The sequence below is a fragment of the Massilia scottii genome (genome assembly GCF_030846495.1).
In the GTDB taxonomy this organism is placed as follows: domain Bacteria; phylum Pseudomonadota; class Gammaproteobacteria; order Burkholderiales; family Burkholderiaceae_D; genus Telluria_A; species Telluria_A violaceinigra.
Genome location: NZ_JAVCWM010000054.1, coordinates 1 through 9972 on the forward strand (window position 1 = coordinate 1; position 9972 = coordinate 9972).

General features: G+C 55.4%; 12 protein-coding genes. 5 read left to right on the forward strand and 7 right to left on the reverse strand.

Annotated features, from left to right (window positions below):
• Positions 1–20: 20 nt before the first annotated feature.
• The 4 genes from RBA41_RS33025 (at position 21) to RBA41_RS33040 (ending at position 2524) form a co-directional block, all read left to right on the forward strand.
• Complete coding sequence (locus RBA41_RS33025) at positions 21–329, forward strand: KGG domain-containing protein (protein ID WP_306628579.1); 309 nt, start codon at positions 21–23, stop codon at positions 327–329.
• A 119-nt stretch (positions 330–448) separates the two neighbouring features.
• On the forward strand, positions 449–850 hold the full coding sequence (locus tag RBA41_RS33030; protein ID WP_306628580.1) for a hypothetical protein: 402 nt from the start codon (positions 449–451) through the stop codon (positions 848–850).
• A gap of 85 nt (positions 851–935) precedes the next feature.
• Positions 936–2057 (forward strand): M14 family metallopeptidase, encoded by a 1122-nt coding sequence (locus RBA41_RS33035; RefSeq protein ID WP_306628581.1) that lies wholly within the window; start codon positions 936–938, stop codon positions 2055–2057.
• A gap of 2 nt (positions 2058–2059) precedes the next feature.
• Complete coding sequence (locus RBA41_RS33040; RefSeq protein WP_306628582.1) at positions 2060–2524, forward strand: CYTH domain-containing protein; 465 nt, start codon at positions 2060–2062, stop codon at positions 2522–2524.
• Between the two features lie 234 nt (positions 2525–2758).
• Here RBA41_RS33040 and RBA41_RS33045 read toward each other — a convergent pair whose 3' ends face one another.
• Positions 2759–3727 carry a beta propeller repeat protein gene (locus RBA41_RS33045; protein ID WP_306628583.1) on the reverse strand — a complete coding sequence of 323 codons (969 nt, stop codon included), beginning with the start codon at positions 3725–3727 and terminating at the stop codon, positions 2759–2761.
• Between the two features lie 150 nt (positions 3728–3877).
• Between RBA41_RS33045 and RBA41_RS33050 the strand changes: the two genes are divergently transcribed.
• On the forward strand, positions 3878–4600 hold the full coding sequence (locus RBA41_RS33050; RefSeq protein WP_306628584.1) for a hypothetical protein: 723 nt from the start codon (positions 3878–3880) through the stop codon (positions 4598–4600).
• Here RBA41_RS33050 and RBA41_RS33055 read toward each other — a convergent pair.
• From RBA41_RS33055 to RBA41_RS33080, 6 genes are all read right to left on the reverse strand, one after another.
• Positions 4597–5016 carry a DUF2177 family protein gene (locus RBA41_RS33055; protein WP_306628585.1) on the reverse strand — a complete coding sequence of 140 codons (420 nt, stop codon included), beginning with the start codon at positions 5014–5016 and terminating at the stop codon, positions 4597–4599. The genes RBA41_RS33050 and RBA41_RS33055 overlap by 4 nt on opposite strands.
• Positions 5017–5171: 155 nt before the next feature.
• Positions 5172–5987, reverse strand: a complete 816-nt coding sequence (locus RBA41_RS33060; RefSeq protein WP_306628586.1) for a helix-turn-helix domain-containing protein — start codon at positions 5985–5987, stop codon at positions 5172–5174.
• A 308-nt stretch (positions 5988–6295) separates the two neighbouring features.
• Positions 6296–6700 (reverse strand): thioredoxin domain-containing protein, encoded by a 405-nt coding sequence (locus tag RBA41_RS33065; RefSeq protein ID WP_306628587.1) that lies wholly within the window; start codon positions 6698–6700, stop codon positions 6296–6298.
• Positions 6684–8276: a HEAT repeat domain-containing protein gene (locus RBA41_RS33070; RefSeq protein WP_306628588.1), complete on the reverse strand. Its 1593-nt coding sequence runs from the start codon at positions 8274–8276 to the stop codon at positions 6684–6686. The genes RBA41_RS33065 and RBA41_RS33070 overlap by 17 nt, the downstream gene beginning before the upstream one ends.
• Entirely contained in the window at positions 8227–9255 is a 1029-nt protein-coding gene (locus tag RBA41_RS33075; RefSeq protein ID WP_306628589.1) for a beta propeller repeat protein, read from the reverse strand. Before RBA41_RS33075 ends, RBA41_RS33070 begins: the two co-directional genes overlap by 50 nt.
• Before the next feature lie 192 nt (positions 9256–9447).
• A partial coding sequence (locus RBA41_RS33080; RefSeq protein ID WP_306628590.1) for a hypothetical protein occupies positions 9448–9972 on the reverse strand: 525 nt, incomplete at its 5' end.

Here is a 9972-nt window from a genome sequence, read left to right on the forward strand (position 1 = left end):
GCTAGCTAAAGGAGATGACCATGGCTACAAACAACCAAGGCAACAAGCAAAGCGGCAGTCCGGGGAGCAAGGGCACCAGCAACCGCGGGTTTGCATCGATGGATCCCGAGCGCCAGCGCGAAATCGCCAGCGAAGGCGGCAAGGCCGCGCACCAGAAGGGGACGGCGCACGAGTTCACGTCCGAGGAAGCGCGCCGCGCGGGCAGCATGAGCCACGGCAACCGTCAGTCGGAGCAGGGCGGCACCCGGGCCGGGACCGACAATGCCGGCAGCGGCAACAAGCAGAGCGCGGGCGGCGGTAGCAAGGCAGGCACGGACAAGCCACGCTGAATCAGCAAGACCGTGACGGGGAGCGGCGGCTCCCCATTTTTGTGGGACGATTCGTACAGGCAGCCTGTGGGATGGGGTAGAATTGTTGCGCTAATTTAACAACCCAGAGGGATCCCGTCGTGAAACAAGCAGTCATCCGCCAAGTCAAGAGCATGTACCTGTCATGCGATCCCATCGGTAACCTCTTGCTGGCCAAGTTCTCTTTCGAGGGCGGCAAGGATGCCTGCGTGTTCATTCCCGCTTCCGTCGTGTTCTGGCTGCTGGCCCACTTGCCGGTGAACCAGGATCCGGAATTGCTGCCACCGCCAAACCTGCCGCATGTGCTTCCCGAAGACTGGGACGACGTGGTCAATCCGCGCGTGCTCAGCGTGCAGTGCAAGCAGTTCGACGATGCCATCCGCATGACGATGGAACTGGACCGCACGGCCAACCTGACGGTGCTGCTGAATCGTTCGAATGTGGAACTGATGCGCCAGATGATGGAAGGGTACCGCGGCAACCTGATGGACCTCGGTTTCTAGCCGCTCGCGCTGGTGTTGCCCGCCCACAAGCGGGCAGCATTTCGGTATGATGCTCTTCTTTGAGAACCGAAGAGAAGGATCTGCCATGCCCATTAAAATCAGCCAGCATTTCGATTCCGGCGCCATTGACGTCGTGCAAGCCGAGCAAGCCGGCCAGATCGACCTGAACCTGCGCTCGGACTCGCACGCCGACATCCACCAGTGGTTCCACTTCCGCCTGCAGGGCGCGCGCGGGCAGGCATGCACGATCCGCTTCCTGAACGCCGGCCAGGCGACCTACGCCGCCGGATTCGAGGGCTACCAGGTAGCCGCCAGCTACGATACCGAAAACTGGTTCCGCGTGCCGACCGCCTTCGACGGCCAGGTCATGACCGTGACCCACACGCCCGAGCTCGACAGCGTGTATTACGCCTATTTTGAACCGTACTCGTGGGAACGCCACCTGCGCCTGCTGGGTGAAGTGGCGGAAAATCCGATTGCGCGCGTGCATGATATCGGCAGCACCGTCGACGGCCGCGACATGAACATGGTGGTGATCGGCAATCCTGCTGCCGAGAAGAAAATCTGGGTCATCGCGCGCCAGCATCCGGGCGAAACGATGGCTGAATGGTTTATCGAAGGCATGATGGACGCGTTGCTCGACAACGCCAGCCCGATCTCGCGCAAGCTGTTGCAGCGCGCGGTGTTCTACATCATTCCGAACATGAATCCGGACGGCTCCGTGCGCGGCAATTTGCGCACCAACGCGGCCGGCGCCAACCTGAACCGCGAGTGGATGACACCGTCGCTGGAACGCAGCCCGGAAGTGCTGTGCGTGAAGCAAAAGATCCACGAAGTCGGCTGCGATATGTTCTTCGACATCCATGGCGATGAAGCGCTGCCGTACAACTTTGTGGCCGGCAACGAAATGTTGAACGACTTCACGCCGGAGCGCGCCGCGCTGCAAAAGTCGTTCATCGACAATTACATCGCGGCCAGCCCCGACTTTCAGAACGTGTATGGCTATGCGGCCAGCAAGTACAAGGAAGACATGCTGACCCTGGCGTCGAAGTACATCGGGCATACCTTCAAGTGCCTGTCGCTGACCCTTGAAATGCCGTTCAAGGACAATGCCGACCTGCCTGATTCGTACACCGGCTGGAACGGTGCGCGCAGCAGCGAGTTGGGCAAGGCGATCCTGCAGCCGATTCTCAAGGCGCTGGGCTGAGCATGGGCGTCGAGATCGAGCGCAAGTTTTTGCTCGCCGGCGACGCCTGGCGCGCGCTTGGCGAGCCGGTGCTGCTGCGCCAGGGTTATCTGTCCACCAATCCGGACCGCACCGTGCGAGTGCGCATCGAGGGCGACAGGGCCAGCATGACCGTCAAAGGGCGCAGCAAAGGCGCTACCCGCGGCGAGTGGGATTATCCGATTCCGCTGGCGGACGCAAATGAGCTGCTGGACCGCTTGTGCGAACAGCCGATTATCGAAAAATACCGGCGCCGGATCACGTTCGCGGGCAATGTGTGGGAAGTCGACGAATTTCTGGGCGCGAATGCGGGTTTGATGTTTGCCGAAATCGAACTGGCGTCGGAAGACCAGCAGTTCGATAAGCCGGACTGGATCGGCGAGGAAGTCACGCATGACCGCCGGTATTTCAATTCGAGCCTGATTACGTTGCCGTATTCGGCGTGGTAGGTGGTATGGAGAGGCGGGACAGGGCTTCGCTCAGGTGATGCCGATCAACGCTGTTACCTGTGCGATCCGCTCGGAGGCCTGGGTCGATGGGAGCCGAATTCCGGGAAGGCGGTGTTTCTGTGCCGTCCTTGCAAGTGTGGAGATAAGCCCTCCATGACGATCATCAGGGCGCAGAAGCGGAGCATCTCATGACCACAACGCGAAGGAACCGTAAGAACGTCGGTACGCATGTTTTTATTCGAATGTTGCCGTTATCAATGACGTCCAGGATGAGCCGTCATAGACCGTTGCGCCGTACCTGCCCGCAAGCAGCATTACTCCGTCCCCGATCGCCAGACTTCCCGAGCATGCCCGTACCTCGGCGGGTAAATCGGGTTCTATCAGTTTTCCGTTTTCAATCGTCCATATGCCATGGTCCGATGTGCACCAAACCCGATTGTCGAACCAGGCCATATCCTTGAACGGAATTGAGAGAGTTCCTTTGTAAATGAGCTCCCAGTTGCTTTCCCGCCCGCGCAATACCGAGCCGTTTTGCATCCCGATGTAAACAAGGCCGTCGCCACCGCAGCATATATTTTCCAGTACCATGTTGGTGGGGAGTGGGCAATGGTGCCATCGCTTTCCGTCCAAGCGCCACAAATCGCCCTGTCCGCCACCGCAGTAAATGTCTTCGGTATTGAAGCCATCAATCGCGTGGAATCCATCGTTATTGGTGCCATAGGTATTTCTCTCGGGGACTGGTAGGGTTTTTCTGTCTGCGACACTTTCCCATTGATCCGCTCCCAGGCGCCGGCATACAGCTCTCCAAGGACCGACCGCATACACCATGCCATCGATGGCGGATAACGCGTTCATCGACGTATAGAGGGGCATGTCAGAGTTGCCGTGAGGTATTGATGCCTCTACAGCGGGAGCTCCTCCCCCCAGTACGCCGACAGCACAATCTCTGGACACCATGATTGCCTGCTCCTTCGGGCGGGTTGACGCGGCTAGCCGAGCGCCTGCAAAACCGGTATAGGATCGCATTCCAAGATTTTTACCCGCAGGTTCATCTGTGAAATAGCTTAATAGCCTCTTATCTGAAGCGTTGCTGTCGGGGACGGCTTCAACAGCAAGAAACGAAAAAGCTGTCCGAGACCGGACGGCACAGTCATATATATAAAAGCCCCTGAAGTACTTATCGTATTCGTCGTTCGTCAACATATTAGTCCTTATCTGGAGGTATTACCTTCGTCTGCTGTACTGTTTTCACCTGATGCGTTACCGGGCTCGGTGATGCGCCGGCAGGACGCAGTGTTGACGTAAAATAGACGATTCGTCATTGTGCCTGTACCGGCCAAGGAGTCCGTTTCCATGTTTTCTCTTTCCCGTATTATTGCATCTGTGTTGGCTGGCGCTGCGCTGGTGCTGTCGCCCATGCAGGCGAGGGCGCTCAAGCCGGTTCCCAAGCAAAGCGTCGCTTTGCCGAATGCGCCGTTCTCGGTGTTGCCGGCAAAGGAAGTGATCAAGCGCTACAAGCTGGTGTCGCTGCTGAGTCCTCTTGCGAGAAAGAGCGAAGATACACTCAGTGAGTTCGCCGAGGTCGAGAAGGCGATCGTTTTTGAGGGGAATGTCACACTCGACGAAAACATCAACATTCTTCATATTGCATCCAAAAAGACGCTCTCCAAAAAGACGCTCTCGACATTCGAGGATGCGCTGCTTGAAAGTGACCGTCTGATCGTGGTCAATGGCGACCTTGATTGCCGCGGGCTGGATACCGGCATGATGCACGGGGTATTTGTGCTTGGTAATGTCAACTGCGAAACCGTCTCTCTCGGCATGGCGCATTTTTACGTCAAGGGTAATCTCGTAGCGCGCAAATATTTGCTTGGCAGTGCGGAAGACGATGAGGGTTATGGCAATGAAGGGGAGCAGCAGGTGCGGGTGGACGGCACGGTGTCCGCGCCAAAGGTCAGGACCTGGCACTTCGGGCTGGGGCATCTAAAATTTGCCAAGAACTCGGCCGAGGAAGTGCTCGTGGAGCAGGAGGACCGGCAGTCGTCCGGACCGTGCAACAGGGACAAGGACTGTTAAGCGCTAGCAGGGGCGGGCTCAAACCGGTCCATCCACAGTTTGGCGGCCATCACGGATAGCGTGCTGGCGGCGCAGCCCCAGGCGATGTCGATTAACGCCACGCCGAGAGGCCAGTCGCGCAGGGTCGCCAGGTTGGTCAGGTCGTAGGTGGCATAGGCGACCGTGCCGAACAGCGCAGCTGCGGTCAGGGTGGTGCGCATGGTGCGGCGCGGGCCATTGGGGGCGAGAGCGAAGAACATCAGGCCGACCGCATACAGCAGGTAAAAGGCGATTGCCGGCCCGAAGCGCGGCTCTGCAGCCATGAGGTGGCCGATGCCGTCGGCGTAGATCGATTTGGCGATAAAACCGAGCCACAGTACATCCAGCAGGACCATCCCGGCAATGAGAATCAGATAGGGAATCAGCAGTTTGCGCATGGTGGACTTTGGTGGGGAAAGTACAGCCGAGCATACGCGTTTCCATCAGGTGATGCCGCGCCGGACACGCTGCGCACCACTGTACTCACCCGGCCCGGTGGAACGACATGCTGTCGTCCGCACCGGGCGCATTTCAGGCGTTTAATCGACTGATTTCAGAAGCGGTCAAATGCCCGCTTTGTCACAACCTCCAGCGCCTTGATGTCGCTTTCGACGGCGGCACGGTTAGGCGGCGTGTAGATCATCATGACGTGGGTGCCGTTCTTTACAAAATTGATCGACATCGCCGTGTTGGCCGGTGCCTTGCATGCAAACGATGCGTGGGCATTGGCGCCCAGTTGCGGCAACTGCACCACGGTGCAGATCTTTTTGGAAGACGCCATGATGTTGCCCAAGGATTCCTTGGTGCCGTGCTTGCTGGTCATGCCAACCAGGGCCGAGCCGCCGGGATTGGCCGAGGCGATGCAGTGGTTCGCCGCAAGGCGCTGGACGGTCGGCTTGCCCTTGCCGAGGAGCGTTGTCACTTCGGCGGCGGTGAACCATTCGCATTCGCCGTACGATTGCGCTGCGTTATCTTTTTTGCCGCTGCCGATGCGGCCGAGCGTGAGGATGGATTCTGCGACGTTGTCATCGATCTTGCCGTTGGCGCGGTAACTGATTACGAACAGGGAATCGCCTTGCAGGGAGATGAAGCCCGCCTCGCCAGGGTTGGCATCTTTTGCGCTCATGCCGAAATACGCTTCCTGGCCGACGGCAGGGGTGCTGGCATTGCGTTTCAGGGCGGCGAAGGTGGTGGCCTTGTAGCTGTCATAAATGGCTTTTGCTTCCGACGCTTTCGGACGCTTTTGGACGGTGGCGGTCATGCTGCCGCCATTGCTCAGCGAAAAGGAGCACATGCCGGACGGGTCGGCGAAATCCATGCGGGCCTTGGGATCGTTGAAGGCCTTGATGACGTCTGCCTGGGGGATCATTGGGCATTCGGCGGCTGCGTAGGCATAGCTGCTTGTAAAGACCGAGGCGGCTATGGCAGCGAGGGTTGCGAGCTTTGAGTTGTTCATTTTTACCTTTTTTGGTTATGGGGGAGTAAAACGATTTTTTCATGTATCAGGCGCCGCGAAATGAATGTGCAGTTCACCTATGGAAGCGCTGATTGAATTAGCACTTCCATAGATAAGGGCGTGCTGGAATTCCAATTCACCATTTTCTAATGGCAATTTGAGATATATTACAGTAAGCGCGGCTCCGGACTCACATGTTGTGAGGTGATCTGGCGGTTGGTTTATTCCGACGCCCAATCTTCGGATATAAGCCGCGATCGAATTCCCGGATCGATAAGAAGATTTTTATCTTCATAAACGAGCGGTTCTATGGGTTTAACGCGCAGCGCAGATGCACTGTCCAGAAATGCAGACGATACCAATCTATCACCGTCATAGACTAGCATCATCGGTAAATTTTCGGGCAGGTAGTCCCCTAGAAATTGCGCATGATCTTCCACGTCAAGCCAGAGCCAAATCTCGTCGGCCTTGGCACTTGCAGCCAATGAATCGAAGTCTGGACGAATCGTTCTGCATCGGGTACACCACGCCTCGGCGCCGACGACGATCAGAAGGCGGGAGCCAGGCAACTGCAAACGTTTTGCTAAAATACCGGCATCATTCCAGGGATCAAGTATTTGGCTCATGTAATCCCTCCAAGTGCATCAGTTCCTGTAGCTGATCTATGGTTTTTATCTGAATAGCTGCTGGAGCCCGGACAGAAACGAAAAAATCCGGATCCAGGGATTGAAGATGCTGAGAGGCAATGCTGCGAACAGCTTGACTGCCCGATTCCATGATATCTAGCATAGACCTGAGCGTAACCACATTCCCGTTCAAGCAGCGCTGCCGCGGATAATGTGTTATGTGATAATCAGAAACAACTGCGCTGTTGGGCAGGGGGAGGCCAAAGTCATCATCGATCGGGACAGCTTTGAGAGCGGAATCGGCGGAGGATGGTTCCTCCATAATGAGCCCGAATGCGACAAGATCCACGCCGGTGATAACCTGCCATACCCAGCCGGCGTAGCGCGCCGTTCGCGGATCTGCCATGCGCTGTGTAACAAACCCGAGATGTTCGGTGTCACCATGGTAGGCCACGAAACGCAGCGCACTCCGTGCAGGCATTACGCGCAGAATTTCGGATATCTGACTACTACCAGGTGTAACCATCCATGCCAGATGCTCTACCCATCGGTTAAGGCGTCGTTTCGCTTGGTTGGCATACCATCCAGTGGCTTGGTTTAACACGGCCACTTGACTCACGATAGATTGCCATAACGTTTCGGTGCTCTGAATGGTAAGGCCTTCGTTGATTTGTTCACTTGGACGGGAACGATAAGCGCCCCTTTTGGCAAGCCGTGCAACCGCAATTGCGGCTTGGGCACGAACGGAAAAATCTGGATCCTTCAGTGCATCTTTCAAGCGTTCCTTGATATCCTCATCATCATCGTAGTTTGCGGCGACGCGGCACGCCGCTGCCCGCACATGGGCGTCGGAGCTCGTCAAAAATTCATGTAGCGGCATCCGAATCCATGTATCACCGTTCGCCGACGATACGCTGGATGTAATTTGGCTGCTGATCAGACTAAATGCACGAAGCGCAGCGACTACCGTGACCGGCCGGCTATCGTGTTCTGTCCACCGTTCAATCACATTGCGAGCTATATGGTTCGGAACCCACGCAAGCGCGCTGATGACACCACGCAGCAGCTCATCCGGGCGCGCCTGGACTTTAGCAACCAGTGCCTCTAACTCCGCCGCTTCCCCTGTTGTGAAAGCAACATACGCGCAAGCAAACGCTTCGCCTGGTTTCTTCCATCGTTCGAGCATCGCCATGGCAATCGGCCAAGCGCCGACGCCGGCGACCTCGATTCCGTCAAGATGCGCTTGTAACGTAGCATTAAAACGGTTGAGGTCCGAGAGGTGAAGCCTGGGCGAGCGGTCCGAAACGTCATTTTGAGACCAGTAAAAAGCAGTGTCCTCAACGTGCCTGCGTACCATTGCCGGAATGACATTCTGATTTTTCTGTAGGCGCATGCGAGAGTGATTAAAATAGATTGTTAAAAAAACATGAGAAATGCCATCAGATATGCAGGCCACGTGCAACCATGATTTTCGTAGGATGTACGGCCAAACTCCGTCCGCTGCTTTATCTGGAATGAATTGTAGTTCAAGGAAAATCAAACGCGCTGAATAGTCTTCTCCATCCGGTCCCGTCATTCAGGCACGCGCCGTAAGGTCCGGCAGTCAATAAAAATTTTCCATCCTGGCTAAGGTCCAGACGACCCCCGTTGGTTGGATTTGGCGCGTCCCTTTCAACGCTTTGTAAGGGGACGACCTCTTTTTTCTTCGAATCGATTGTAAAAATGCCTTGTTGAGCACCAAGATATAATCGGTCATTGAACCAGACAGCATCAACCGGTTGATGTCCGGGGGTAATGTCTGCAATGGCAATCCGTTTCCAACTGTCAGTTCGACCCGCCCATACACTTCCGTTCATTTCCGTTATGTAGACGAGTCCGTCGCCAGCGCAACAAACCGATTGCAAATACGCGTTAGTGGGTAACGGGCAGTTATGCCACTTGACGCCGTCAAAGCGCCAGACATCGCCTTCACCTCCAACGGCGTACACGTCGCTGGCAGAAAATGCACTGAGGTCGACAAAACCGAATTCGTCCGAATAAATGTTGCCCTTCAGAACTTCGGAAGGAATAGGGAGTCCTTTAGATTCTTTTCCGAGTTCAATCCATTGGTCAATGCCGATGCGTCGATAAATCTTGCGATAATCACCTAAAGCATAGATCTGGCCCGCAGCTCGCACAACTTTCTTGACTATCCCTATCCCTCCGCCATATGTCGACATGTCAATGACCTCGTCTATCGGTTTTTCGTCATCCATACGCAGCGTGGTAACCGAGAAGACTTTACTCGCTGTGTCGACTGCCACGTATTCTATAGGATTATCGCGGACGGCAAGTGTGGTAAAGCCGTACCTGTCGCTTTGAATACAGGAGAATCGATCTTCCAATGGTTTGTCTATGGCCATGGTCAAAAATCGCGTGAGTGGTAGTATGTCACGATCATCCTTTTCCTCAACCAATATAAATCCAAAACCATGTTCTCTTAAGATTGCGCAATCATAGAAAGTGAAACCTTTTACTATTTTTTCCCAAAGCGGCTGGTCGAAGAGTGTATTCATCTATTTCGTCTGCATTGTTAATGGCATCGATAGTACGACTTGCTTTCGGTACGCCGTCGCGTTGTCCGTATACGTTTCCGGCATTGAATCGCGCGGAAACGTATCACGGCCTTTATCGTCGTTTGGCTGGTCGCTGAGTTATTGGCGGTGAAACCAGCTTCGTCCGTCGTTTTAGACGGAATGAATTGTAGTTCAAGGAAAATCAAACGCGCTGAATAGTCTTCTCCATCCGGTCCCGTCATGCAGGCACGCGCCGTAAGGTCCGGCAGTCAATAAAAATTTTCCATCCTGGCTAAGGTCCAGGCGACCCCCGTTCGTTGGATTTGGCGCGCCCCTTTCAACGCTTTGTAAGGGGACGACCTCTTTCTTCTTCGAATCGATTGTAAAAATGCCTTGTTGAGCACCAAGATATAATCGGTCATTGAACCAGAAAGCATCAATCGGTTGATGTCCAGCGTTAATTTCTGCATTGGCCACCCGTTTCCAACTGTCGGTTCGACCCGCCCATACACTTCCGTTCAGTTCTGTTATGTAGACGAGTCCGTCGCCAGCGCAGCAAACGGATTGCAAATACGCATTGGTGGGTAGTGGGCAGTTATGCCACTTGACGCCGTCAAAGCGCCAGACATCGCCTTCTCCTCCCACAGCGTACATATCGCTGGCCGAAAATGCACTTAGGTCAACGAAACCAAATGGGTCCGAATAAACGTTACCCTT